This window comes from Pseudomonas sp. TE6283 (assembly GCF_054060555.1).
The window spans coordinates 340,993-364,741 of the sequence record NZ_JBSSDH010000003.1; the positions used below are offsets into that span (position 1 = coordinate 340,993).

Sequence of the window (23,749 nt, forward strand, 5' to 3'; positions counted from 1 at the left end):
TGGGCATGTGCTGGCCAGGTGGTGCGGGCGCACAAGCAGGGTGCAGCCCTCACCACCGTGGTGCATCAATACACATCCCGCCGGTAGCGCTTGTCCCGTCCCAAACCTTCGACATAGGCCGCTGCCGCGGTCTCGTCCAGGCCGCCGTGCTGCGCCACCACCTGGCGCAAGGCCGCATCCACATCCCGGGCCATGCGCTGGGCATCGCCGCAGACAAACACATGCGCGCCGTCCTGCAGCCAGCGCCACAGTTCGGCGCCCTGTTCCAGCAGGCGTTGCTGCACATAGATCTTCTCCGGCTGGTCGCGGGAGAACGCGGTGCTCAGGCGTACATGGCCCTGCGCTTCCCAGGCCAGCAACTGCTCGCGATAGTAGAAGTCGTGTACCTCGTGCTGCTCACCAAAGAACAGCCAGTTGCGGCCACTTGCAGCGCGTGCCTGGCGCTCTTCGAGGAAAGCCCGGAAGGGCGCGATGCCGGTGCCGGGGCCGATCATGACGATGGGCGTGCCGTCGTCGTCGGGCAGGTGGAAGTGTTTCGATGGTTGTGCAAAGATGGCCACTTCGACGTCCGTCGCTCGGTCGGCGAGAAAGGCCGAGCAGACTCCCTTGCGTTCGCCATAGCGCACCGTGGACACCGTCAGGTGCACCTGCCCCGGATGCGCCTTGGGGCTTGAGCTGATCGAATACAGCCTTGGCTGCAAGGGCTTGAGTAGCGCCAGCCAGCGGGCCATTGGCCATTGCCGGGGGAACTCGCGCAGCACATCGGCCAGTTGCCGGCCCCACAGCCAGTCCTTGAGCGCGGTCTTGCATTCAGGCTGCAACAGCTGCTGCAGAGAGGGCGCGTTTTCGCTGAGCGCCTCGAGCTGTCGTGGCGTGACATGGGCAATGTCCAGATGCCGTTCCAGCGCCAGGCCCAGGGGCATTGGCTTGCGGCCTTCAAGCTCGACCATGGCCTGGCCATCGAGCTGCATCAGGCCGAGCAACTCCTCGACCAGCGCCGGGCAGTTGCGCGGCCACACGCCCAGCGCATCGCCGGGCTGGTAGTCCAGGCCGCTACCCGCCAGGTCGAACACCAGCTGACGGGTCTCCTTGGTCGAACCAGGGCCATTGAGCAGGCGGTTCTCCACCAGGCGTGCAGGCCATGGCTGGTTTCTGCCGTGGGGCTTGGCAGTCGGTGGCGCCGGCGTAGCGACCGTGTTTGTGCCAAGGGCCAGCAGCAGGGCCTCGAGCCACGTACTGAATGCAGCCTCGAAGTCCGCCTCGCACTCGACCCGCTCCAAAAGGCGCTGGCCGCCCAGTTCCGCCAGGCGCTGGTCGAGCTTGCGACCAAAGCCGCAGAACTGATCGTAGCTGGAGTCGCCCAGGGCCAGCACCGCGTAGGGCAGCTTGGCGCAATCGGTTTCGCCCGCACCCTGCAGGGCCTGCCAGAATGCGGCGCCACTGTCCGGAGCGTCGCCGTCACCGAAGGTGCTGGCAATCAGCAGTACGCTGGCGCAGCCGCGCAGTTGTAACGGGCTGACACCTTCCATGCTGCTGAGCGCCACCGTCAGCCCCGCTTCGCGCAGGCGTTGGGCGCAGCGTTCGGCCAGTGCCTCGCCGTTGCCGGTCTGCGAGGCCCACAACACACGATGACAAGCCAAGGTCGGCTGTGCTTGCGGTTGGGCCAACAGCCCCGCCAGCAGGCCATCGACGAACAGGCGTCGGGCCGGTGCCAGCGGTGCGTTGACCGGCAGACTTGGCACACCCTCGGCCTGCCTGTGTTGCAGGCCAAGCAGGAAGCCTTGCAGGTAATGCCGCTCCTCTTCGGCAAGCATCGCTGCAGGCTGTGCCTCCAGGCCCAGCAGGCGGGCGAGGGTAGCGGTCGGCATGGTGGTGGGCTCCGCGGGAAGGGCGACGTTCAGCTCGAGGGCCTCGATGCGTTCGCCCGCGACCCGCTCCAGGGTAACGGCGCAATACTTGAAGGCCGGTTGCAGCGAGGTGGGGTCGACGGCGTCGCAGGTCACCGCGTTGATCGCCAACTGCTCGCCGAACAGGTCATTCCAGTGGAACGGCGCGAAGCAGCCGCCGGGCAGCATCCGGTCGCTGAGGCGGGCCGGCAGCAGCGCCTGGCCGCGGCGTGAGCGGATCGCCACCTGGTCCTTGTCGCCGATGCCCAGGCGCCGGGCATCGGCGGGGTGGATCTCGACGAAGGGGCCGGGGTCGAGGCGGTTCAGGCTTGGGACCTTGCCGGTCTTGGTCAAGGTGTGCCACTGATGTTGCACGCGGCCGGTGTTGAGGATGAAGGGGTAGGCATCGTCCGGCAACTCGGCGGACGCCAGCCAGGGTCGGGCATGAAAACGCGCCTTGCCGCTGGTAGTCGGAAAGCTCAGCGCCGCTGGCTGGCCGTCTACGTCGTTGCGATAGCGCAGCGGGCTGCGGTTATCCTCGCGCCCCGGCGCGCAGGGCCACTGCCGGGGGCTGGCGCGCAACCCGGCATAGTCGATGCCGCGCAGGTCGTAGCCGGTGTCCGGGTTGTGGAAGCGGCGGATCTCATCGAAGACCGCCTCGGCATTGGGGTAGTCGAAGGCGTGCGCATAGCCCATGGCACAGGCGATGCGCGCGATCAGGCGCCAGTCCTCCAGGCTCTCGCCAGGCGGCTCGACGGCGCGTGGCATCAAGGTCAGGTTGCGCTCACTGTTGATCATCACCCCCTCGCCCTCGGCCCACAGCGCCGCGGGCAGGAGGATGTCGGCGTAGCGGTTGGTCTCGGTGTCGAGGAAGGCGTCCTGGCTGATCACCAGGTGTGCCTGGTTCAGGCCGTCGATCACCTGCTGGCGGTTGGCGACGCTGGCCACCGGGTTGCTGCAGATGATCCAGCAGGCCTTCACTTCGCCGTTCTTGAGCTGTTCGAACAGCGCCACCGTGCCTTCGCCGCCCTCGCTGCGCAATGTGCCGGGCGCCAGCTGCCATTGCCGCTCGACGAAGGCGCGGTCCGCCGCCACCTGCGCCGAACGCTGGCCCGGCAGGCCCGGTCCCATGTAGCCCATCTCGCGGCCGCCCATGGCGTTGGGCTGGCCGGTCAGCGAAAACGGCCCGCTGCCGGGACGGCAGATGGCGCCGGTGGCCAGGTGCAGGTTGCACAGGGCATTTGTGTGCCAGGTGCCGTGGATGCTCTGGTTCAGGCCCATGGTCCAGCAGCTCATCCATTCGCCGGCCTCACCGATCAGGCGGGCGGCTTCGTGGAGGTCGGCCTCGTTCAACCCGGTGATGGCCGCGACCCGTTCCGGGGTGTAGTCCGCGAGAAACGCCGGCAGGTCCTCCCAGCCCTCGGTGTGGCGGGCGATGAAATCCGCGTCGGTGTGGCCGTTGACATGCAGCAGGTAAAGAAGGCCATTGAGCAGCGCGAGATCGGTGCCCGGGCGCAGTTGCAGGAACAGGTCGGCCTTGTCGGCGGTGGCACTGCGCCGGGGATCGACGACGATCAGCCTGGCCCCGGCCTTGAGCCGGTCGAGCAGGCGCAGGAACAGGATCGGGTGGCAGTCGGCCATGTTCGCGCCGATCACCAGGAACACCTCGGCGCGTTCGAAGTCCTGGTAGCTGCCCGTCGGTCCGTCGGCACCCAGTGACTGCTTGTAGCCGCTGCCGGCACTGGCCATGCACAGGCGCGAGTTGGATTCGATATGACGGGTGCGGATGAAGCCCTTGGCCAGCTTGTTGGCCAGGTACTGGGCTTCCAGTGACATCTGTCCGGACACGTACAAGGCCACGGCATCCGCGCCATGGGTGTCGATGATCGCGCGCAACCGCGCGGCGGCTTCGCTGATGGCCATGTCCAGGCTACAACGCGCCGGCTGCTGGCTGCGCTGGTCGCGCACGAAGGCGTGGGTCATGCGCCCGGCCTGTAGCGGCACATGGGCGCTCAGGCCCTTGGTGCACAGGCGACCGAAGTTGCTCGGGTGCTGCTTGTCGCCACTGACCTTGACCACCTTGGCATCGCTCACGTGCATGACGATGCCGCAGCCGACCCCGCAATACGGGCAAACACTGCGCACTTGGCTGTCGCTCATCGGCAATCTCCTGCTGACGAAACGACAAAGGCGCCGGCTGCCCGGCCTGCAAGCGGCAAGCGGGGCAACACGGCGCCTTCGTCGTGATGAAAGGGACCATCGGCGTTGATGGTCGCGATGGCAACCAGGCAGCAAATCCCGGGCCATGTCATCGCGGGTCAAGCCCGCTCACAGGTTCGATGGTTGGCTTGGCAAAGGCGTGCACCAATACGGGGAACCACGCACCAACGGATGGCGCGTGCATACGGGTGGATATATGATTCGCGTACGTTTCATATATGCGAGTAACTACACCATGGGTATCGTCAAGATCTGCGACGACCTCCACGAAGACCTGCGCGTGGCCAGCTCCGCGCTGTCGCGTTCGATCAACGCCCAGGCCGAGCACTGGATCCGCCTCGGCATGCTGGCCGAACTGCACCCGCAAGCCACCTATCAGGAACTGCTGCGCCAGTTGCTGCGCCAGGAGCAGGCCAACCTCAAGGCGCTTCTGCAATGAGCAAGGTCATCCTCAAGGACGCCGCCGAGCTCGAGCTGATGCGCCGCGCAGGCCAACTGCTGGCCCGGGTGTTTGCCGACCTCGACGGTTTCATCCGCCCCGGAGTGACCACCATGCAGATCAACGACCGCGCCGAGGCCTTCATCGTCGAAACCCTCAAGGCCCGACCGGCGAGCAAGGGCCAGTACGGTTTCCCCTATTCACTGAACACCTCGGTGGACCATGTGGTCTGCCATGGCATGCCCAAGGCCGACGAGGTGTTGAAGGAAGGCTCGATCGTCAATGTCGATATCACCCTGGAGCAGGGCGGCTACATTGCCGACTCGTCGAAGATGTACGGCATCGGTCAGATCGGCGACCAGGCCCGGCGCCTGGTCGATACCACCTATGCCGCGTTGTGGAAGGGCATCGAGCAGGTGCGCCCCGGCGCGACCCTCGGTGATATCGGTCATGCCATCCAGGTCCACGCCGAGGCCGCTGGCTACAGCGTGGTGCGCGAATACTGCGGGCATGGCATCGGCAGGCAGATGCACGAGGCACCGGAGGTGCTGCACTACGGCCAGCGCGGCATGGGCATGAAGCTGCAACCGGGGATGGTGTTCACCATCGAGCCGATGATCAACCAGGGTGGGCGTGGGACCCGTGGTCTGCGCGATGGCTGGACGGTGATCACTCGCGATCACACGCTATCGGCGCAATGGGAGCACACGGTGGCCGTGACCGAGAGCGGGTTCGAGGTGCTGACCTTGCGTGAGGAAGAGCGGCAGGCTGCAAAGGGTTCATAAGCACGGATGCCTGGGTCATGGTGCAGCCCGTCATCGGAACTTGGCGCTCAGGCTCGCCTCCCATCTTCATGGTCTAGTCTGAAACTACCGGTACCGGCCCACGCTCGACTACAACCGCCGGCCCGGAAACCATTGGAGTCCCTGGGAGGTGCCCCATGAGCCTGCTGCTCGAGCCATACACCCTGCGTCAGCTGACCCTGCCCAACCGCATCGCCGTTTCCCCCATGTGCCAGTACTCCGCCGTCGACGGCCTGGCCAACGACTGGCACCTGGTCCACCTGGGCAGCCGCGCGGTCGGTGGCGCGGGTCTTGTGATCAGCGAGGCCGTCGCGGTCACCGCCGATGGGCGCATCACTGCCGAGGACCTCGGCTTGTGGACTGACGACCAGATCAAGCCCTTGCAACGCATCACCCGTTTCATCACCGCCCAGGGCGCCGTGCCCGGTATCCAGCTGGCCCATGCCGGGCGCAAGGCCAGCACCCACAGGCCGTGGCTCGGAAAGCAAGGCAGCGTCAAGATCGAGGAGGGCGGCTGGCAGCCGGTCGGGCCGTCGAAGATCGCCTTCGATCCGCAGCACACCGCACCACGTGAATTGACCAAGGACGAGATCCAGGACGTGGTCGCCGCGTTCGTCGCCGCGACCGAGCGGGCATTGCAGGCTGGCTTCAAGGTGGTCGAGATCCACGCCGCCCACGGTTACCTGCTGCACCAGTTCCTTTCGCCGTTGAGCAACCAGCGCCGCGATGAGTACGGCAGCTGCTTCGAAAACCGCATTCGCCTGACCCTGCAGGTTGCCGAGGCGGTACGCAAGGCCTGGCCGCAGGAACTGCCGCTGTTCGTGCGGGTGTCGGCCACCGATTGGGTCGAGGATGGCTGGAACCCGGACGAGACCGTCGAACTGGCCCGTCGCCTGCGCGCCCTGGGCGTCGACCTGATCGATGTGTCGTCAGGCGGGACCTCGGTCAATGCCGAGATCCCCACCGGCCCCGGCTACCAGACCCGCTTTGCCGAACGGGTACGCAAGGAGTCGGAAATCGCCACCGGCACCGTGGGCATGATCACCGAACCGGCCCAGGCCGAGCATATCCTGCGCACCGGCCAGGCCGATGTGATCTTCCTCGCCCGCGAGCTGCTGCGCGACCCCTATTGGCCTTTGCATGCCGACGACGACCTGGGCGGCAACAAGGCGACCTGGCCAGCGCAGTATCAGCGGGCCACCAGCCGGGCCAACCCCATCCACGAGTCGGACCTGCGCGACTGATTCAGCGACAGGCCGCCTGGCTGAGAATGTCGCTGACCCACTGGTTGATGCTCTTCTGCGCCAGCTCGGCCTCGGCCGCCACGCTGGCGTGGAGGGTGGGCTCCAGGCGCAGGCTGAGTGTTCCGGAGTAGGTCTTCTGCGGTTCACGCCCCAGGTGCTTGCAAGTTTCGAGGTAGTCATCGACGGCTTCCTCGAAAGCGATTGGCTGAACAAACCAAGCTGGGCAACATCCGGATGCAAATGCGTTAAGCGTGGCTTCAGCTTGCCGGCCTACTCTGCAGTCCTACCTACTTTGGATGCTTGCGAGGTCTGCCAGATGAACACCCGTGGTCTGCTCGATCAGCTATTGAAAACCGGTCAATCCATGCTGCAGAACCAACAGGGCAAGGGCACCAGTCACAAGGGCTCCGGGAGCCTTGGCAGCCTGTTGTCCGGTGCCGGCGGCGGCGCATTGGCGGCTGGAGCGATGGGCCTGCTGCTGGGGAACAAGAAGGCGCGCAAGTACGGCGGCAAGGCACTCGCCTACGGCGGGCTGGCCGCACTTGGCGTGCTGGCCTACAAGGCCTATGGCAACTGGCAGGCGCGCCAGGGCGCGGGCAATCACGAGCCGCAAACCCTCGATCGTCTGCCGCCGGCCCAGGCCGAGCAGCATAGCCAAGCCGTGCTTCGGGCACTGGTGGCAGCGGCCAAGTCCGATGGCCATATCGACGAACGGGAGCGGGCATTGATCGAAGGCGAGTTCACCCGCCTGGACAGCGACCGTGAGTTGCAGCACTGGCTGCATGCCGAACTGAACAAGCCGCTGGACCCGGCCGAGGTGGCCCGCGCCGCGCAGACCCCGGAGATGGCCGCCGAAATGTACCTGGCCAGTGTGATGATGGTCGATCAGGAGAACTTCATGGAGCGTGCCTATCTCGATGAACTGGCCCGCCAGCTGCGCCTCGACCCGAACCTGCGCCAGGAACTGGAGAATCAGGTCAGGCTTGCCGCAGGTCAGTGAACCGGCATTTGGCCGCCTGAACGGGCACGGACGCCTGAATACCGCTGCATTCAGCCGCAATTGAACGGGAAGCCTGGGCTATACTTCGGCGATTTTTCCCGCTCGTATCGAATTCCTGAGGGCTGAATGTGAAGAACTGGACCTTGCGCCAACGGATCCTGGCAAGTTTCGCCGTGATCATCGCCATCATGCTGCTGATGATTGTGGCCGCCTACTCGCGGCTGGTGGCGATCGAGTCCAGCGAGGAGGCCGTGGGGTCCGACAGCATCCCCGGCGTCTACTACAGCTCGATGATCCGCAGTGCGTGGGTCGACAGCTACGTCACCAGCCAGCAGTTGGTGGGGCTGTCGAACCACCGCGAGATCACCTCGGCCGACCTGGAGCTGTTCAAGGGCTTCAACGATCGCCTCAAGAAACACATGGCCAGCTACCAGGCGACTATCCGCGACGCTGCCGACCAGGCGGCGTTCGACGACTTCACCCGTCTGGAGGAGGAGTACGTCAAGCTCGTCGACCAGGTCCTGGAGACCTACCGCCAGAAGAACTACCTCGAAGCCCAGCGCTTGATCATGGATGTGCTTACGCCGGCCTGGAAAGAAGGGCGCCAGCACCTGAACGAAGTGATCGAGCGCAACCGCGAGTCCGCCGACAAGGCCACCAACGACATCGTCAGTGCGGTGAACACCGCCAAAGGCAGCATGGTCGTCTCGCTGCTGCTGGCCATTATCGCCGCCGGTGTTTGCGGACTGCTGCTCATGCGCCAGATCACCGCACCCATGCAACGCATCGTCCACGGTCTGGACGGTCTGCGCTCGGGTGATCTGAGCATGCGCCTGAACCTGGACCGCAAGGATGAGTTCGGCGCGATCGAGGGTGGTTTCAACGAGATGGCCGAGTCCCTGGCCAACCTGGTGGCCCAGGCCCAGCGCTCGTCGGTGCAAGTGACCACCTCGGTCACCGAGATCGCGGCCACCTCCAAGCAGCAACAGGCCACCGCCACCGAAACTGCCGCCACCACCACCGAGATCGGCGCCACGTCGCGGGAAATCGCCGCCACCTCGCGGGACCTGGTGCGTACCATGACCGAAGTCACCAGCGCCGCCGACCAGGCCTCGAGCCTTGCCGGCTCCGGCCAGCAGGGCCTGGCGCGCATGGAAGAAACCATGCACCAGGTGATGGGCGCCGCCGACCTGGTCAATGCCAAGCTGGCGATCCTCAACGAAAAGGCCAGCAACATCACCCAGATGGTGGTGACCATCGTCAAGGTCGCCGACCAGACCAACCTGCTGTCGCTCAACGCCGCCATCGAGGCCGAGAAGGCCGGCGAATACGGCCGTGGCTTCGCCGTGGTCGCCACCGAGGTGCGGCGCCTGGCCGACCAGACCGCCGTGGCCACCTACGACATCGAGCAGATGGTGCGCGAGATCCAGTCGGCGGTGTCGGCCGGGGTGATGGGCATGGACAAGTTCTCCGAGGAAGTGCGCCGCGGCATGTTCGAGGTGCAGCAGGTCGGCGAGCAACTGAGCCAGATCATCCACCAGGTGCAGGCGTTGGCGCCGCGGGTACTGATGGTCAACGAGGGCATGCAGGCCCAGGCCACCGGCGCCGAGCAGATCAACCAGGCATTGGCCCAGCTAAGCGATGCCAGCACCCAGACCGTCGAGTCGCTGCGCCAGGCCAGTTTCGCCATCGACGAACTGAGCCAGGTGGCCGCCGGGCTGCGCGGTGGTGTGTCGCGGTTCAAAGTCTGACGACGATGAACGACATGTCCCCCCGCGAGGCGCGCGCCAGCACTGAAAAGGGCGTGCTGTACCTGCAGTTTCGCATCGCCGACCAGCGTTTCGCCCTGGACGTGCGCGAGGTGATCGAGGTCCTGCCGCAACGTGCGCTCAAGCCCATCGCCCAGGCCCCGGTCTGGGTGGCTGGCGTGCTCGCCCATCGCGGTGCGCTGGTCCCGGTGATCGACCTGTCGGCGCTCAGTTTCGGCTCGCCGGCCCAGTCGCGCAGCAGCACGCGCCTGGTGCTGGTGCATTACCGCGCCGATCCACAGCGTCCGCAGTTGCAGCTGGGGCTGATCCTGGAGCAGGCCACCGACACCCTGCGCTGCGCGCCTGACGACTTCCAACCCTACGGGCTGGACAATGCCGAGGCGCGTTACCTCGGGCCCGTGCGGCAGGACGCCCGGGGCTTGCTGCAACGCATCGAGGTGGACGACCTGTTGTCGGACGCGGTGCGCGAGTTGCTCTATCCGCTGGACCCAGGGCAGGTACAGGCATGACTGAGCAGCGTTTCTTTCGTTTCCTGCAGGAGCGCATCGGCCTGGACGTCGAGTCGGTCGGCACGGCGATGGTCGAGCGTGCCTTGCGCCAACGCTGCACCCTCGTGCAGGCGCAGAACCTGGACGACTACTGGGTGCGCCTGTTGCAGTCGACCGATGAACAGCAGGCCCTGATCGAGGCGGTCATCGTTCCGGAGACCTGGTTCTTCCGCTATCCCGAATCCTTCACCGCGCTGGCGGGCCTGGCCCACAAACGCGTAGCGGAGCTGGCCGGTGCCCGGCCGCTGCGGATCCTCAGCCTGCCTTGTTCCACCGGCGAGGAGCCGTACTCGATCGCCATGGCGTTGCTCGACGGCGGGCTGGGCCCTGGGGCATTCCGAATCGACGGCCTCGACATCAGCCCCAGTTCGGTGGCCAAGGGCGAGCAAGGGGTCTATGGCCGCAACTCGTTCCGCGGCAGCGAGCTGGCCTTTCGCGAGCGGCATTTCACCGCCGTCGGCGAGGCCCATCGCCTGGATGAGCGGGTGCGCCAGCAGGTCAGCCTGCAGGTGGGCAACGTGCTCGACCCGGCGCTGCGGGCGCGCCAAGGTCTCTATGATTTCGTGTTCTGCCGAAACCTGTTGATCTATTTCGATGTGCCGACCCAGCAGCGAGTGTTCGAGGTGCTCAAGCACATGACCCATGTCCAGGGCGTGCTGTTCATCGGGCCGGCAGAGGGCAGCCTGCTGGCGCGCCTGGGCATGCGGCCGTTGGGGATCGCCCAGTCGTTCGCCTACGTGCGCCAGGACCAAGCGCCGCCTGCCGTCATTGCCAAGCCGGCGCCGGTGGCCCGTCCAGCAGTCGCGCCGCCTGTGCCACCGCGTATCGTGGCTCTGCCGCCGCGGGTCGGCAGGTCGAACGCCGCGCCAGCCACCAGGGCGATGCCGGCCGAGGATGACGCGCAACTGCTGGCCAGCATCGCCCGGCATGCCAATGCCGGCGACAGCGCCCAGGCCAGGGAAGGCTGCGAGCGCTATCTACGCAAGTTCGCGCCCAAGGCACAGGTCTACTACTGGCTGGGGTTGCTCAGCGATACCGAGGGCGATGCCGCGCAGGCCATCACCCATTACCGCAAGGCCCTCTACCTCGAGCCGCAGCACCCGGAGGCGCTGATGCACCTGGCCATGCTGCTGGCCGCTCAGGGCGACGAGGCGGGCGCGCGACGCCTGCAGGAGCGTGCCGCTCGGGCAGGCAGGGAGTCTGAACGATGAGCGGCGGATACCATATGCAACTGATCGCCCACGATGACGAGCAGATCGATGACTGCTGGAATCGTATCGGGGTGCATGGCGACAAGCAGTGCCCCTTGCTGCCACGGCATGTGCACTGCCGCAATTGTGAGGTCTATGCCGAGGCGGCAACGCGCCTGCTCGACCGTTATGCGCTGATTCAGGATGAACCGCTCGAGGCGCCACTTGTGCAGGAAGAAGCGGTCGGCCGCTCGATGCTGCTGTTCCGCCTGGGCGAGGAATGGTTGGCCATGGCGACCGCCTGCCTGGCCGAGATCGCCCCGTCGCAGCCGGTGCACTCATTGCCTCACCAGCGTTCGCGAGTGCTGCTGGGGGTCGCCAATGTGCGCGGGGCGCTGGTGCCTTGCCTGTCGCTGGCCGACCTGCTGGGCGTATCGGTCGAGGCGGGCGGCGAGCGCGGTGGGCGGAGCATGCCGCGCATGCTGATCCTGGCGGCCGATGGCGGGCCGGTGGTGGTACCGGTGGACGAGATAGACGGTATCCATCGCCTCGACCCGGCGAGCCTGGACAACGGCCGCGATGCGGCGCACTTCACTGCGGCGGTGCTGCAGTGGCGTGGGCGCAGCGTGCGCGTGCTGGATGAAAAACACTTGATGTCAGCCGTGAAGCGGAGCCTGTCATGACCCCGGAGCAAATGCGCGATGCGTCGCTGCTCGAGCTGTTCAGCCTGGAGGCCGAGGCCCAGACCCAGGTGCTCAGCGCGGGCCTGATGGCGCTGGAGCGCAACCCTGCGCAACCCGATCAGCTCGAGGCCTGCATGCGTGCGGCGCACTCGCTCAAGGGCGCGGCGCGGATCGTCGGCATCGACGCCGGGGTCAGTGTCGCCCACGTCATGGAAGATTGCCTGGTAGCAGCCCAGGAAGGCCGTCTGCTGCTGCGCCCCGAGCATATCGACGCACTGTTGCAGGGCACCGACCTGCTGATGCGCATCGCCACGCCGGGCGATCAGGAAAGCGAAGCCGCCGTGGCGGTGTTTCTGGCGCAGATGGCGGCCTTGCTCGACCCCTCGGCGCCCTTGCTGGCCAACGCACAGCCGAGTGCACCGAGCCTGCCGCCTGTCGTCCAGCCTGCACTGCCGGAGCCCGAGCCCCTGCCGCCACCTGAGCCCGACGTCGAAGCGGAACCGATGCCTGCCCGCAAGGCTGGAAAACGCGGTGGCGAGGGCGGCGAGCGGGTGTTGCGGGTCACCGCCGACCGACTGAACAGCCTGCTGGACCTGTCGAGCAAGTCGCTGGTCGAGACCCAGCGCCTGAAACCCTACCTGGCCACCCTGCAGCGCCTGAAACGCATGCATGGCCAGGGCATGCGGGGACTGGACGGGCTGAAGGCCCAGCTGGAGGAGAGCGGCCAGGGGCCAGAAGTGCTCGAAGCCCTGGCCCAGACCCAGCAGTTGCTGGCCGAAACCCAGCAAATCCTGTTGCAACAGGCGGCTGACCTGGACGAATTCGGCTGGCAGGCCAGCCAGCGCGCGCAGTTGCTCTACGACACGGCTTTGGCCTGTCGCATGCGTCCGTTCGCCGATGTGCTGACCGGGCAGAGCCGGATGGTCCGCGACCTTGGACGCTCGCTGGACAAGCCCGTGCGCCTGCTGGTCGAGGGCGAGAAGACCCAGGTCGATCGCGACGTGCTGGAAAAACTCGAGGCTCCGCTGACGCACCTGCTGCGCAATGCGGTCGATCACGGTATCGAGCTGCCCGAGCAGCGCCTGCTGGCCGGCAAGCCGAGCGAGGGCACGGTACGCCTGCGCGCCTCGCACCAGGCCGGGTTGCTGATCCTCGAACTGTCCGATGATGGTGCCGGTATCGATCTGCAGCGCCTGCGCCGCAGTATCGTCGAGCGTGCCCTGTCGCCGGCCGAGACCGTGGCGCAGATGAGCGAGGCCGAGCTGCTGACGTTCCTGTTCCTGCCGGGCTTCAGCCTGCGCGACACGGTCACCGAGGTGTCTGGTCGCGGTGTCGGGCTGGACGCGGTGCAGCACATGGTCCGCGAACTGCGCGGGTCCATCGAGTTGACCCAGGTGGCGGGGCAGGGCTGCTGCTTCCACCTGGAAGTGCCGTTGACCCTGTCGGTGGTGCGCAGCCTGGTGGTCGAGGTGGGCGGCGAGGCTTATGCCTTCCCCCTGGCGCATATCGAGCGCACCGTCGAAGTGCCGGCCGAGGCCATCGTGCAGATCGAAGGCCGTCAGCACTTCTGGCACGAAGGCCGGCATATCGGCCTGGTGGCCGCCAGCCAGTTGCTCAACCGGCCGGCGGCGCAGGGCGACGAGCAGAGCCTGCGGGTGGTGGTGATCCGCGAGCGCGAACAGCTCTATGGGGTGGCGGTCGAGCGCCTGATCGGCGAACGCGTATTGGTAGTGATGCCGCTGGACCCGCGCCTGGGCAAGGTCCAGGACATTTCCGCGGGCGCCTTGCTCGATGATGGCTCGGTGGTGCTGATCGTCGATGTCGAGGACCTGTTGCGCTCGGTGGACAAGTTGCTCAGCACCGGCCGCCTGGAGCGTATCGAACGGGGCGGGCGGGGCGGCAAGGGTGTGGCGCGCAAGCGCATCCTGGTGGTCGACGACTCGCTCACCGTGCGCGAGCTGCAGCGCAAGCTGCTGGGCAATCGAGGCTACGACGTGGCGGTGGCCGTCGATGGCATGGACGGCTGGAACGCCCTGCGCAGTGATGATTTCGACCTGCTGATCACCGACATCGACATGCCGCGCATGGACGGTATCGAGCTGGTTACCCTGGTAAGGCGCGACAGTCGCCTGCAATCGCTGCCGGTGATGGTGGTTTCCTACAAGGATCGCGAAGAAGACCGGCGTCGTGGACTGGATGCCGGCGCCGACTATTATTTGGCCAAGGCCAGCTTCCATGACGATGCGTTGCTGGAGGCGGTCGTGGAGCTGATCGGAGGTGCCCAGGGATGAGAATCGCCATCGTCAACGACATGCCCATGGCCGTGGAGGCCCTGCGCCGCGCGTTGGCCTTCGAACCCGCGCACCAGGTGATCTGGGTGGCGGGCAATGGCGCTGAGGCGGTGCGCCTGTGCGCCGAGCAGACCCCGGACCTGATCCTCATGGACCTGATCATGCCGGTGATGGATGGTGTCGAGGCCACCCGGCGGATCATGGCGGAGACTCCGTGCGCCATCGTCATCGTCACCGTGGACCGCAAGCAGAACGTGCATCGGGTGTTCGAGGCCATGGGCCATGGCGCCCTGGATGTGGTCGATACCCCGGCGCTGGGCGCGGGTGACGCCCGGGAAGCGGCCGCGCCGCTGTTACGCAAGATCTTGAATATTGGCTGGCTGATCGGCCAGCAGCGTCCCAGCGCCGCTCGTACGGTGGCCGCGCCGCTACGCGAGACCTCGCAGCGCCGTGCCTTGGTGGCCATCGGTTCGTCGGCCGGAGGGCCGGCGGCGTTGGAAGTGCTGCTCAAGGGCCTGCCGCGCAGTTTTCCGGCGGCCATCGTGCTGGTCCAGCATGTGGATCAGGTGTTCGCCGCCGGCATGGCCGAATGGCTCAGCACAGCGTCGGGTCTGCCGGTGCGCCTGGCCCGCGAGGGTGAGCCTCCGCAGCCGGGGCAGGTGCTGCTGGCCGGCACCAACCACCATATCCGCCTGCTGAGGAACGGCGAGCTGGCCTACACTGCCGAGCCTGTCAACGAAATCTACCGGCCCTCGATCGACGTGTTCTTCGAGAGCGTGGCGCGCTACTGGTCAGGCGACGCGGTGGGCGTGCTGCTTACCGGCATGGGGCGCGACGGCGCCCAGGGCCTGAAACTGATGCGCCAGCAGGGCTTCCTCACCATCGCCCAGGACCAGCAGAGCTGCGCGGTGTACGGCATGCCCAAGGCCGCCGCGGCGATCGACGCGGCGGTGGAAATCCGTCCGCTGGAGCGAATTGCCGGGCGACTGATGGAAATCTTTTCGAAATGAAGATATGTATTGAGGCGCGCCGCGTGGCCGGCGGTCAACGGGTGACTACGGATGAATGATCTACCGATCGAAGGTTTCACGACCATCAACGAAAGCGCGGCGATGGTCCTGCTGGTCGACGATCAGGCGATGATCGGCGAGGCGGTGCGCCGTGGCCTGGCCCACGAAGAGAACATCGACTTCCACTTCTGTGCCGACCCGCACCAGGCGGTGGCCCAAGCCATGCGCATCAAGCCCACGGTGATCCTCCAGGACCTGATCATGCCGGGCCTCGATGGCCTGACCCTGGTGCGCGAGTATCGCAACAACCCGGCCACCCAGGATATTCCGATCATCGTCCTGTCCACCAAGGAGGACCCGCTGGTCAAGAGCGCGGCCTTTGCTGCCGGGGCCAACGACTACCTGGTGAAGTTGCCGGACACCATCGAGCTGGTGGCGCGTATCCGCTATCACTCGCGCTCGTACCTCACGCTGTTGCAGCGCGACGAGGCCTATCGCGCACTGCGGGTGAGCCAGCAGCAGTTGCTCGACACCAACCTGATGTTGCAGCGGTTGATGAACTCGGACGGTCTCACCGGGCTGTCCAACCGTCGTCATTTCGATGAGTACCTGGAATTGGAGTGGCGCCGGGCTATCCGTGAACAGCAGCAGTTGTCGCTGCTGATGGTCGACGTCGACTACTTCAAGGCGTTCAACGACAGCTTCGGTCACCTGGCCGGTGACGAGGCCCTGCGTCAGGTGGCCGAGGCCATTCGCGGCTGCTGCTCGCGGCCGACCGACCTGCCGGCGCGTTATGGCGGCGAGGAGTTCGCCCTGGTGCTGCCTAACACCTCCCCTGGTGGTGCGCGGCTGGTGGCGGAGAAGCTGCGCCAGACCATCATGGGCCTGAAGATCGCCCACACCGTGCCTGAGGCGGCCTCCCTGCTGACCGTGAGTATCGGTCTGGCGACCTTGACGCCGAGTGTCGGCAGTCATTGCCGTCAGCTGATCTCGGCGGCGGACAAGGGGCTGTACCTGGCCAAGAACAGCGGGCGCAACCAGGTTGGCATTGCATGATCCGGTCTCCATCGGCTCGTTCCCGCCGCGCAAGAGCCGTCAATGCTGGCCATAGGCTGCAACTGCGACCATGAACAACCTTTCACCCAGGAACTTCCTGCGCGCAACCCGCTCTTATGCCGGTAGCCATTGGTCGCGGCCGCCTGCTAAGCTCGCGGCTTTACCCTGATTGCCCTCATGGCGCATGAACAAGGAAATTACATGAAACAGCATCGTTTGGCGGCCGCGGTTGCCCTGGTAGGCCTGGTCCTCGCGGGCTGCGACGCCCAGACCAGCAGCGTCGAGCTGAAGACTCCGGCACAGAAGGCCTCCTACGGTATCGGCCTGAACATGGGCAAGAGCCTGGCCCAGGAAGGCATGGACGACCTGGATTCGAAAGCCGTCGCCCAGGGCATCGAGGACGCGGTAGGCAAGAAAGAGCAGCGCATCAAGGACGAAGAGCTGGTCGAAGCCTTCACCGCCTTGCAGAAGCGCGCCGAAGAACGCCTGGCCAAGGCTAGCGAGGAAGCTGCCGCCGCCGGCAAGAAATTCCTCGAGGAAAACGGCAAGAAGCCTGGCGTGATCACCACCGCTTCGGGCCTGCAGTATGAAGTGGTCAAGAAGGCCGACGGCCCGCAACCCAAACCGACCGACGTGGTCACCGTCCACTACGAAGGCAAGCTGACCGACGGCAAGGTCTTCGACAGCTCCGTCGAGCGCGGCAGCCCGATCGACCTGCCGGTCAGCGGCGTGATCCCGGGCTGGGTCGAAGGTCTGCAACTGATGCACGTCGGCGAGAAGTACAAGCTGTACATCCCGGCCGAGCTGGCCTATGGCGCACAGAGCCCGAGCCCGCTGATCCCGGCCAACTCGGTCCTGGTCTTCGACCTGGAGCTGATTGCCATCAAGGATCCGGCCAAGGCCGACCAGGCACCGGCCAAGTAATACCCGGCCCGTTGCAAGACGACGCCCCGTTTCGACGGGGCGTCGTCGTTTTCAGTCCGGCTTGACGCGAACCGTCGGCGTCATTCACTGTCGCAAGCAGTACCCACGCAGACACGGGGGCCGGTGTCGCAAAACGTTTGCGCGATTGAAACGGTTGTGTAAAAAACGCCCGATTCGTACCTGGCCCTTGCCCGGCGGGCACCACGCGGCGCCAATGTCGCCCTGTTCACAAGGTTATCCACAATAAATGTGGATAACCCCTGCTCCTCTGGAGGTCCCATGAGCGCACCCTGGAATTTCGCCCGCTTCCTGCCCCTGGCCGAACGCCTGCTCAGCCGCGGGCGGCTGCCGGCCCTGTTGTTCGCGGTGGCCCGCAAGGGGCCGAAACTGGGCCAGTTGTGCGAGGATCTGCGCTTGATGCAGGCGCTGTGCCTGGCCTGGTGGCGTGGCGAGTACCGCGCCGTCAGCCCCAAGGCACTGGTGATCATCGTCGCCGGACTGCTGTACTTCGTAAGCCCCCTGGATGCGATCCCTGACTGGCTGCTGGGCGTCGGCCTGCTCGATGACATCGCCGTGCTGGGCTGGGTGCTCAAGACCGTCGCCGATGAGCTGGGCCGCTTCAAGGCCTGGCGCGACGCCCAGTCGCCGGAACGGTTGCGGGTGGTCGAGCGCCTTCCGGACACCCCGGAGGCGCTGCGTCTCGAGCGGCCCGGCAGCTGATTCCGCACAGACCCCCGAGCTTGGTAATATAATTGGCATAAGGGTTATGCCTACGGATTACATGCCGTAATCCAACGTCAAGGGGGTTGTATGGGTATTCAGGTCATCAGCCGGGACGGTCAGCCCGAGTACGCAGTGGTTCCCTGGGAGCAATATCAGAAGTTGCTGGCGGCCGCAGGCCAGGCGCCGGCCGCGGCTCCCGACTCAACCAGTCACAACGAGAGCACTCAACCAAGCGCCAGCCTGTCCTCCTTGGACCAGCTGGCGTCCTTGCGTCAGGCCAAGGGGCTGGCGCCGGAGCAACTGGCACGCAGCGTCGGCATCAGCCCGGCCTACCTGGCGATGATCGAGTCCGGGGAGCGCCGCCCGGACGCTGCGATCCTGCGCAGCCTGGCCTGGCACCTTGGCGTGGCCGGCTGGAGCGAGCCGTCATGAGCCAGGTCAGGATCAGCCGTCAGCAATGGCAGAACCTGCTGAACGAGCTCGACCTGGCCCGCCGTCAACGCCACCTGCTCACGTACCGTGCGCTGCTTGAGCGCCTGCAATTGCCCAGTCCGGCGATGCAGACCCTGACCGCGGCGCTTGAATACCTGGCGGCGCTTGACGCCCGCGCCGAACAGCCACTGCGCAGTTCGCTGGTGATCAGCCAGGGGGCCAGCCGCCTGCCGCGCACCGGCTTCTTCGAGTGCGTCGAGCGCCTGGGACGGTTTTCCGGACCGGTGGATGGCATGGAGGCGGCGTCCTGGCATGCCTCTGAAGTGGTGCGGGTGTTCGAGTATCGCTATCCGGAAGAGGCCTGAAATCGTGGCTGTAGGCTTGGTTGTGGGAGCGGGTTTGCCGGCGAAAGGACCGCAGAGCGGTCCCCTGGTTTAACTCAGCACGGTTGTATCGATCAGGCTCAGCCCTGAGCCACCGTCATCCTTGGCTTGACGCTTGGCCTGGGAGGCAAGCTCGGCCAATTGACCGGCATCCAGCCCGTCGCTGCTGCCGGGCTCCAGCCAGACCACGCCGATTGACAGCGACAGCAAGGCGAAGGTCTCCCGCTGCCCCTGGCGGTTATGAGCGATGAAGCAACCGGCCTCGAGATGATCGCTGCGGTAGAAGCGCCGGCATTGCCGGCCAAAGGTCTCCAGCAGCAATTGCAGACGTTCGCGCCAGTCCGCCGAGCCCAGCACCAGCATGAAGTCGTCGCCGCCGATATGGCCGACGAAATCCCGGCTTGGGTCCACGCAGTCGTTCAGGCACTGGGCCAGGCACAACAGCACTTCATCGCCACGGGCATAGCCATAGATATCGTTGAAAGGCTTGAAGCTGTCGATGTCCACGTAGCACACGGCGGCCTCGCGCCGCTGCAGCAACAGGCGCGCCAGGCACTGCTGGATCGGCACGTTGCCCGGTAGCAACGTGAGCGGATTGGCGTGCCTTGCCTGCTGGATCTTCTGCTCGGTGATCAGCTTGAGCACGTCGATCACCCGCCCAAGCCCCAGGTAACGCCCATTCTGGGTAATGATGAAGTCTTCCTCGATACGCTGGCGCGCACGGCTGGTAAGCAGGCGGCTTACCTGCTGCAGCGACTGGCCGCGCTCGACGGCGAGAAAGTCCTGGCTCATCAGCCGGCTGATCGGCTTGCGCGCGAACAGGTCGGTGCCGAAGGGTTGGAGCAGGGCATCGGCAAGCGAGTGGCGATGGACGATGCCGCAAGGGCTGCCTTGCTCGTCCAGCACGGCGAGGGAGTTGAGGTTGGCCTGGCGGCGGAAGGCGTCCAGTACCTGTTGCGTGGCAGTATCGAGGGTGACCGAAGGCTGCTGGAGAAGCAGGGCGCTGAGGTCGCGGCTGTCCTCGCCCAGCGCTACAACCGAGTCTGGCGCCGGGGGTGGCAAGCCTAGGTAGTCTGCAACTGGAAACTCCTGGGGGCGGCCGAGCAGGTAGCCCTGGACCAGGTTCACCCCCATCTCGCCCAGCACTGTCAGTTCCTCGGCCAGTTCGATGCCCTCGGCGAGCACCTGAGCGCGGGAGGCCCGGGCGATCTGCAGGATGGAACCGACGAACTCGCGCTTGAGCGGGTCCTGGTGGATGCCATCGATGAAATGACGGTCGATCTTCACATAGTCCGGGCGCAGCTCCGACCACAGGCGCAGGCTCGAGTAACCGGCGCCCAGGTCGTCCAGGGCAATGGAGAAACCCATGTCGCGGTAGTGGTGCAGGGCGTTGTACAGCAGTTGGAAATCTTCGGTAGGCGTCTGCTCGGTCAGCTCGATGACTACGCGGCTTGGCGCCAGGCCGACCTGTTCGAGCATTTTCAGGGTGCGCCCGGACGGGTAGTCGGGCTCGACCAGGGACTCGGGGGAGACGTTGAGGAACAACTGGCCCGGCAGGTTCAGCTCGGTGAAACGGCGGCAGGCGGTTTCACGGCACAGCACCTCCAGTTCGGCGAGGCGACCGGCCTGGCGGGCGATGGCGAAGAGGTTCAGCGGCGAGTGCAGCGGGCTGTTGGATGGGCCGCGGCTCAGGGCCTCATAGCCGAGGATGCGCCTTTCAGAGAGGCAGACGATGGGTTGGAACAGACAGTGGATACTGCGTTGAGCCAGGATGGCGCTCAAGGCGCTGAGCTGTTCGGTGACGGTCATGGACTGCTTCCTGAAGTGAAAAAGGCCGGACGCTTGCACGTCCGGCCCTTCCATTTCACGACAGTCCAGTGACTGTTTGATGACAGGTCACATTATTTCGCCATCACTTCAGTGCTTGGCCACCGACGTGCTGAGGCTCAGGTAGTCGAGCAGGATACGACCGGTCTCGGACAGGTAGGCATCGTCCTCGGGCTTGGTGTCGTCCGGCTCGGCGGGCAGGGCGTCCTCGTCTTCCTTCTTCAACTCCTTCAGCGGTTCTTCGCCCTTGGCTTTGCGGCGGATGTTCTCCAGCGTCAGCTGCTTGGCCTCGATCTCGTCGTGGCGGGCGCGACGCTGCTGCTCGTTGAGGCTGACGGTCTTCTCGTTCATCAGCTTCTGGGTCAGCGCCAGGCGGTCGCGGATGTAGACGAACTCGGCATCCTTGTCGCTGCGCGCGTCATGCTGCGCCTTGAGCTGGGCCAGGAACGGCTTGAACGGATCGGAGGCAGGCTTGACCACCGGGCGGATGGTGTCCCACGGCATGGCCTCGGGGAGCGCGCTTTCGCCGATTTCCTTGGTGTCGATGATCGACGGATAGGCGATGTCCGGCAGTACGCCCTGGTGTTGGGTGCTCTGCCCGGAAACCCGGTAGAACTTGGCCAGGGTCAGCTTGAGCTCGCCGTGGTTGAGCGGCTGGATGGTCTGCACGGTGCCCTTGCCGAAGGTCTGGCCGCCAATGATCAGCGCGCGGTGGTAGTCCTGCATGGCACCGGCAAAGATTTCCGACGCCGAGGCCGACAGGCGGTTGACCAGCAGCGCCAGCGGGCCTTTATAGAAGGCGCCCGGATTCTCGTCCTCGAGCACGTCGACACGGCCGTCGGCGTTGCGCACCAGCACGGTCGGGCCTTTCTCGATGAACAGGCTGGTCAGCTCGGTGGCTTCCTGCAGCGAGCCGCCACCGTTGTTGCGCAGGTCGATGACCACGCCGTCGACCTTTTCCTTCTGCAGCTCGGTGAGCAGCTTCTTCACGTCGCGGGTTGTGCTCTTGTAGTCCGGATCGCCAGCGCGATAGGCCTTGAAGTCCAGGTAGAAGGCCGGGATCTCGATGATCCCCAGCTTGTAGTCACGCCCGTCCTGCTTGAGCTTGAGCACCGACTTTTTCGCCGCCTGCTCTTCGAGCTTGACCGCTTCGCGGGTGATCGAGACGATCTTGCTGGTCTGGTCGTTCGGCGCGTTGCTGGCCGGAATGACCTCCAGGCGTACCACCGAGCCTTTCGGGCCGCGGATCAGCTTGACCACTTCATCCAGGCGCCAGCCGACCACGTCGACCATCTCCTTGTTGCCCTGGGCCACGCCGATGATCTTGTCGGCCGGGGCGACCTGCTTGGTCTTGGCGGCAGGGCCTGCCGGCACCAGGCGCACGATCTTGACCTGGTCGTTGTCGCTCTGCAGCACCGCGCCGATGCCTTCGAGCGACAGGCTCATGTTGATGTCGAAGTTCTCGGCGTTGTCCGGCGACAGGTAGTTGGTGTGTGGGTCGTAGGACTGGGCGAAGGTGTTGATGTAGGCCTGGAAGATGTCTTCCGCGCGGGTCTGGTCCAGGCGCGCCAGCTGGTTCTTGTAGCGCTTGATCAGGGTTTCCTGGACCTGCTTGAGCTCCTTGCCGGAGATCTTCTGGCGCAGCACCTCGTCTTTCACGCGTTTGCGCCACAGCTCGTCGAGCTCGGCCTGGTTCTTCATCCACGGCGCGTCCTTGCGGTCGACCAGCAGGTCTTCCTTGACGCTGAAGTCGATCTTGTCGACGCCTTTGTTCAACTCGCCCAAGGCATAGTCCAGACGCTGCTTCACGCGGTCCAGGTAGCGCTTGTAGATAGTGAAGCCAGGTTCGAGGTTGCCGCTCTTGAGGAAGTCGTCGAACTGGGTCTTCCATTTGTCGAATTCGGCGATGTCGGCTGCGGTGAAGTAGCTGCGCGACGGGTCGAGCAGCTTGATGTAGCTGTCGTAGATGATGACCGAACGGGCGTCGTCCAGCGGCGGCTTGCTGTAGTGGTGGCGCTTGAGCAGCTCGACGATGTTGAGACTGGCCACGACCTCGTCGCGGTCCGGCTGCAGGCTGTCCCACTTGTTGGCGGCGGCCGCATTGCCACCGAGCGTGAGGCTGCCCAGGCCGATCATGAGGGCGAGGGCGGTGCTGGGGAGGAAATGCTTCATGCTGATTCGACGTGGAGGCAATTGATCACGCATAGTAGGCCGTCTTTTCCGTTCGCCGGTTCCATCGGAGCCGGACGCATACTGCAAAAAGCCTGGGACTTGGCGTTCCCAGGCTCGGTCATATGATTCAACTATGGAGGCACTGTGAAGGCATTGCAAGGCGTTGACGGACATGTGGCGTGGGTTGAGGCTGAGCGCCCGGCCTGTGATGCCGGGCAGGTGCGTATTCGCGTAGCCGCCGCCGGGTTGAACCGCGCCGACCTGCTGCAGCGGGCCGGGCTGTACCCGCCGCCGCCCGGGGCCAGCCCTTATATGGGCCTGGAGTGCTCAGGGATCGTCGAGCAGGTCGGGGCCGGCGCCGACTGGCGCGTGGGCGACCGGGTATGCGCGTTGCTGGCCGGTGGCGGCATGGCCGAGGAAGTCGTGGTCGACGCCCGGCACGTGCTGCCGGTGCCCGAAGGCCTGAGCCTGCACGAGGCGGCGGCTGTGCCCGAGGTGTACGCCACGGCTTGGCTGAACATCTTCCAGCTGGGTGCATTGAAAGCCGGTGAGAAAGTGCTGGTGCATGCCGGTGCCAGTGGCGTGGGTTCTGCAGCCATCCAGTTGTGCAAGGCGTTCGGCAACCCGGTGTGGGTCAGTGTCGGGTCGCCGCAGCGCCTGGCCTATTGTCAGTCCCTCGGCGCCGTGGGCGGCGTGGTACGCAATGGCAATCTTGATGATCTGGAACAGCTCGGGCCGTTCGATGTGATCCTCGACCCGGTGGGCGCCAGCTATGGCCCGCTCAACCTCAAGCTGCTGGCACGTGACGGGCGCTGGGTGATCATCGGCCTGATGGGCGGTCGCAAGGTCGAGCTGGACCTGGCGCTGGTGCTGGGCAAGCGCCTGGAAATCACCGGTTCGACCTTGCGCAATCGCGATGACGCGTTCAAGGCGCAGTTGTTACAGGAGCTGCGTCAGCAAGTGTGGCCGCTGTTCGCCGAGGGACGCCTGTCGCCACAGTTGGTCGACACCTACCCGGTAGCCTTCGCCGAGGCGGCTTATGCGGAGCTGGCGAGCAACCAGGTATCCGGCAAGCTGGTGCTGGTGATCGACCCGACGCTCGTGTGATCAGGATGCAAGGCTACTCCTACAGGGATCGCGCAGACTGCA

19 protein-coding genes and 1 pseudogene are annotated in these 23,749 nt (G+C 65.6%); 16 read left to right on the forward strand and 4 right to left on the reverse strand.

The features are described 5' to 3' along the window. Positions 1-65: 65 nt before the first annotated feature. Complete coding sequence (locus tag ACVWZ5_RS07045; protein ID WP_457340495.1) at positions 66-4,046, reverse strand: molybdopterin-dependent oxidoreductase; 3,981 nt, start codon at positions 4,044-4,046, stop codon at positions 66-68. 295 nt (positions 4,047-4,341) lie between these two features. Between ACVWZ5_RS07045 and ACVWZ5_RS07050 the strand changes: the two genes are divergently transcribed. The 3 genes from ACVWZ5_RS07050 to ACVWZ5_RS07060 all read left to right on the forward strand — a co-directional run bounded on the left by ACVWZ5_RS07050 (position 4,342) and on the right by ACVWZ5_RS07060 (position 6,592). Beyond that, on the forward strand, positions 4,342-4,545 hold the full coding sequence (locus ACVWZ5_RS07050) for a ParD-like family protein (RefSeq protein ID WP_062573004.1): 204 nt from the start codon (positions 4,342-4,344) through the stop codon (positions 4,543-4,545). After that, a complete protein-coding gene (gene map, locus ACVWZ5_RS07055) occupies positions 4,542-5,330 on the forward strand; it encodes a type I methionyl aminopeptidase (RefSeq protein ID WP_028690146.1) in 789 nt (262 codons plus the stop codon). The genes ACVWZ5_RS07050 and map overlap by 4 nt, the downstream gene beginning before the upstream one ends. Positions 5,331-5,485: 155 nt before the next feature. Continuing rightward, entirely contained in the window at positions 5,486-6,592 is a 1,107-nt protein-coding gene (locus ACVWZ5_RS07060) for an NADH:flavin oxidoreductase/NADH oxidase (protein ID WP_028690145.1), read from the forward strand. 1 nt (position 6,593) lies between these two features. Here the strand turns inward: ACVWZ5_RS07060 and ACVWZ5_RS07065 are convergent. Then, a pseudogene (locus ACVWZ5_RS07065) lies at positions 6,594-6,791 on the reverse strand (type II toxin-antitoxin system HicB family antitoxin); the annotation flags it as partial. 117 nt (positions 6,792-6,908) lie between these two features. On the opposite strand from ACVWZ5_RS07065, the gene ACVWZ5_RS07070 reads away from it, so the two are divergent. The 12 genes from ACVWZ5_RS07070 (at position 6,909) to ACVWZ5_RS07125 (ending at position 18,583) form a co-directional block, all read left to right on the forward strand. Then, on the forward strand, positions 6,909-7,592 hold the full coding sequence (locus ACVWZ5_RS07070; protein ID WP_062573005.1) for a tellurite resistance TerB family protein: 684 nt from the start codon (positions 6,909-6,911) through the stop codon (positions 7,590-7,592). 128 nt (positions 7,593-7,720) lie between these two features. After that, positions 7,721-9,343, forward strand: coding sequence for a methyl-accepting chemotaxis protein (locus ACVWZ5_RS07075; protein WP_062573006.1), 1,623 nt, complete (start codon positions 7,721-7,723; stop codon positions 9,341-9,343). Between the two features lie 5 nt (positions 9,344-9,348). Then, entirely contained in the window at positions 9,349-9,870 is a 522-nt protein-coding gene (locus ACVWZ5_RS07080; protein ID WP_457340496.1) for a chemotaxis protein CheW, read from the forward strand. Continuing rightward, a complete protein-coding gene (locus tag ACVWZ5_RS07085; protein WP_062573008.1) occupies positions 9,867-11,120 on the forward strand; it encodes a CheR family methyltransferase in 1,254 nt (417 codons plus the stop codon). The genes ACVWZ5_RS07080 and ACVWZ5_RS07085 overlap by 4 nt, the downstream gene beginning before the upstream one ends. Next, on the forward strand, positions 11,117-11,782 hold the full coding sequence (locus ACVWZ5_RS07090) for a chemotaxis protein CheW (RefSeq protein WP_062573009.1): 666 nt from the start codon (positions 11,117-11,119) through the stop codon (positions 11,780-11,782). Before ACVWZ5_RS07085 ends, ACVWZ5_RS07090 begins: the two co-directional genes overlap by 4 nt. Then, positions 11,779-14,073 carry a hybrid sensor histidine kinase/response regulator gene (locus tag ACVWZ5_RS07095; protein WP_062573010.1) on the forward strand — a complete coding sequence of 765 codons (2,295 nt, stop codon included), beginning with the start codon at positions 11,779-11,781 and terminating at the stop codon, positions 14,071-14,073. The genes ACVWZ5_RS07090 and ACVWZ5_RS07095 overlap by 4 nt, the downstream gene beginning before the upstream one ends. After that, positions 14,070-15,083, forward strand: coding sequence for a chemotaxis response regulator protein-glutamate methylesterase (gene cheB, locus ACVWZ5_RS07100; protein WP_062573011.1), 1,014 nt, complete (start codon positions 14,070-14,072; stop codon positions 15,081-15,083). Before ACVWZ5_RS07095 ends, cheB begins: the two co-directional genes overlap by 4 nt. 51 nt (positions 15,084-15,134) lie before the next feature. Continuing rightward, the gene (locus ACVWZ5_RS07105; RefSeq protein WP_028690137.1) at positions 15,135-16,139 is read left to right on the forward strand and encodes a response regulator; all 1,005 of its coding nucleotides are present in this window, start codon (positions 15,135-15,137) and stop codon (positions 16,137-16,139) included. A gap of 201 nt (positions 16,140-16,340) precedes the next feature. Continuing rightward, entirely contained in the window at positions 16,341-17,063 is a 723-nt protein-coding gene (locus ACVWZ5_RS07110) for an FKBP-type peptidyl-prolyl cis-trans isomerase (RefSeq protein ID WP_028690136.1), read from the forward strand. 279 nt (positions 17,064-17,342) lie between these two features. Continuing rightward, the gene (locus ACVWZ5_RS07115) at positions 17,343-17,783 is read left to right on the forward strand and encodes a YkvA family protein (protein ID WP_457340497.1); all 441 of its coding nucleotides are present in this window, start codon (positions 17,343-17,345) and stop codon (positions 17,781-17,783) included. 90 nt (positions 17,784-17,873) lie between these two features. Beyond that, positions 17,874-18,218 (forward strand): helix-turn-helix domain-containing protein, encoded by a 345-nt coding sequence (locus ACVWZ5_RS07120; protein WP_062573013.1) that lies wholly within the window; start codon positions 17,874-17,876, stop codon positions 18,216-18,218. Then, positions 18,215-18,583 carry a hypothetical protein gene (locus ACVWZ5_RS07125; protein WP_186599339.1) on the forward strand — a complete coding sequence of 123 codons (369 nt, stop codon included), beginning with the start codon at positions 18,215-18,217 and terminating at the stop codon, positions 18,581-18,583. Before ACVWZ5_RS07120 ends, ACVWZ5_RS07125 begins: the two co-directional genes overlap by 4 nt. 69 nt (positions 18,584-18,652) lie before the next feature. Here ACVWZ5_RS07125 and ACVWZ5_RS07130 read toward each other — a convergent pair whose 3' ends face one another. Continuing rightward, on the reverse strand, positions 18,653-20,410 hold the full coding sequence (locus ACVWZ5_RS07130; protein ID WP_062573015.1) for a bifunctional diguanylate cyclase/phosphodiesterase: 1,758 nt from the start codon (positions 20,408-20,410) through the stop codon (positions 18,653-18,655). A gap of 108 nt (positions 20,411-20,518) precedes the next feature. After that, the gene (locus ACVWZ5_RS07135; protein WP_167388397.1) at positions 20,519-22,600 is read right to left on the reverse strand and encodes a carboxy terminal-processing peptidase; all 2,082 of its coding nucleotides are present in this window, start codon (positions 22,598-22,600) and stop codon (positions 20,519-20,521) included. A gap of 144 nt (positions 22,601-22,744) precedes the next feature. On the opposite strand from ACVWZ5_RS07135, the gene ACVWZ5_RS07140 reads away from it, so the two are divergent. Continuing rightward, positions 22,745-23,707 (forward strand): NAD(P)H-quinone oxidoreductase, encoded by a 963-nt coding sequence (locus ACVWZ5_RS07140; protein ID WP_062573017.1) that lies wholly within the window; start codon positions 22,745-22,747, stop codon positions 23,705-23,707. Positions 23,708-23,749: the final 42 nt, after the last annotated feature.